4 protein-coding genes are annotated in these 2,049 nt (G+C 74.5%); all 4 read right to left on the minus strand.

Translation table 11 applies throughout. The features are described 5' to 3' along the window. Positions 1-207 (minus strand): protein kinase family protein (locus H0487_RS22515; protein ID WP_220793705.1); only part of this gene is annotated, 207 nt, incomplete at its 3' end. Positions 208-322: 115 nt separating this feature from the next. Beyond that, the gene (locus tag H0487_RS22520; protein ID WP_183096426.1) at positions 323-1,240 is read right to left on the minus strand and encodes a Ppx/GppA phosphatase family protein; all 918 of its coding nucleotides are present in this window, start codon (positions 1,238-1,240) and stop codon (positions 323-325) included. Then, on the minus strand, positions 1,237-1,770 hold the full coding sequence (locus H0487_RS22525; protein ID WP_183096427.1) for a DUF501 domain-containing protein: 534 nt from the start codon (positions 1,768-1,770) through the stop codon (positions 1,237-1,239). The genes H0487_RS22520 and H0487_RS22525 overlap by 4 nt, the downstream gene beginning before the upstream one ends. Continuing rightward, the coding region (locus H0487_RS22530; RefSeq protein ID WP_220793706.1) for an FtsB family cell division protein at positions 1,767-2,049 on the minus strand (283 nt) is incomplete at its 5' end. The genes H0487_RS22530 and H0487_RS22525, both read right to left, overlap by 4 nt.

Genomic DNA, 2,049 nt, shown 5'->3' on the forward strand with positions numbered 1-2,049 from the left:
CTGTCCCGCCAGCACCTCCGGCGCGGCGTACGCCGGGTCGATCGGGCCGTCGACGAGCCGCACCGACCCGTCCGGCTCGACGAGCACCGTCGCCGGTGCGACGACCCCGCCGACCTGACCCGCGTCGTGCCGCCGGGCCAGCTCGCCGAGCAGTCCTCGCCCGATGGCGAGCACCTGCTGCTCCGACAGGACCCCAGAGCCACTCATGCTCCGGAAACTACGCGCGCCGGACCCCGGTCGCAGCCGAATCCCGCGATTGCGGACAGGCGGGCAGGGAGCCCCGCATGTCCGCGACGTCCCACCCTCGAGGTCGTCGCTGCGCTCAGTCGAGGAGGGACCAGGCGATGCCGTCGAGGATGTCGGTCTCGGCGACCGTCATCTCGGAGAGGCGGGTGCGGGCGAGGACCCGGGAGAGGATGAGGGCGCCGGCGTCGATGACGTCGGCGCGGCCGGGGTGGACGTAGCCGAGGGCGAGCCGCTCGGCGCGGGTGGCGCGGACCAGGTCGTCGACCTGCGCGTGGACGGCGGCGACGTCGAGCACCCGGCCGTGGATGAGGTCCCGGTCGTACGCCGGGAGGCCGAGCACGCCGGCGGCGACCGTGGTGACCGTGCCGGCGATGCCGAGGAACGACGCCGCTTCGGCGGGGTCGACCGGGCAGCCGTCGAGCGCGGCGTCGATCGCGGCGACGCACGTGGAGACCTGGTCAGGGGTCGCCGGGTCACCGCCGAGGCAGCGCTCGTGGAGGCGCACCGACCCGATGTCCATGGAGAACGCTGCTCGCGGGCCGCTCGCGCGGTCTCCGAGGATCAGCTCGGTCGAGCCGCCGCCGATGTCGACGACCAGCACCGGCCCGGGCAGCGGCGCGCTCCCGCTGAGCGCGAGCCCGCGCAGCGCTCCGCCGAACGCGAGCCGGGCCTCCTCCTCCCCCGACACGACCTCGGGGTCGACGCCGAGCCGGGCGCGCACCCCGGCGGTGAAGTCCGCCGCGTTGGACGCGTCGCGGGTCGCCGAGGTGGCGCAGAACCGGATCCGCTGGACCCCGTGGTCGGCGATGAGGACGGCGTACTCGTCGATCGCCGCGAACGCCCGGGCGAGCGCCTCGGGCGCCAGCCGGCCGGTGGCGTCGACGCCCTGCCCGAGCCGCACCATCCGGCTCTCCCGGACGGCCACCGCAGGCAGGTCGCCGATGAGCAGCTTGATGGTGTTGGTGCCGCAGTCGATCGCCGCGACGGTCGTCACTCCGACGGCCCCTCGGGGCCGCCGGTGGCCCCCGGCGTCACGCACGGACCTGACCTCCACCAGTCGCCGAGGAGCTCGAGGACCTCGTCACCGAGAGGGTTGACGCCCGGACCGGCCGCCAGCGCGTGGCCCGCCAGCACGTGGAGGCACTTGACCCGGACGGGCATGCCGCCGGCGGAGATGCCCTCGATCTCGGGGACGTCGTGGGCATGCGCGGCCCCGACAGCAGCCCGGTCGGCGAGATAGGCCTCGTGCGCCGCCCGGTAGGCCGCGGCGAGCTCGGGGTCGGAGCCCAACCGGTCCTCCATCTCGCGCATCAGGCCCGACGCCTCGAGCGTGCCGATCCTGGAGCTCACCCGCGGGCAGGTCAGGTAGTAGGTCGTCGGGAACGGCGTGCCGTTGGGCAGGCGCGGCTCCGTCGTCACGACGTCGGGGTTGCCGCAGGGGCAGCGGTGCCCGATCGCGTGGATGCCACGAGGGACCCGACCCAGCTGGGCCGCGATGACCGCCTCGTCCTCAGCGGTGGTCACTCGTCCTCCGACCCCACGATCCGCTTCTTGGGCTGGGGCTGGATCCGCGTCGGCGGGTCACCCGCCACCTTCACCGACTCCCAGACCCCGTCGTACCAGGCCGGCCCCTCGTCGTCGTTCATCGACGACGGGTCGTCGAGCTCGGCGTCGGTCAGCGGCTCGCCGTCGTCGTCGATGACGACGTACGGCGTCTCGCCGGGCATGACGTAGCCGAGCTTGCGCGCCTCCTGCTCGAGGAACGCGGGGTCCTGCTGGCGCTCCGTCTCGCGCGCGAGGTCA

The sequence above is a fragment of the Nocardioides stalactiti genome (genome assembly GCF_014180715.1).
GTDB lineage: Bacteria > Actinomycetota > Actinomycetes > Propionibacteriales > Nocardioidaceae > Nocardioides > Nocardioides stalactiti.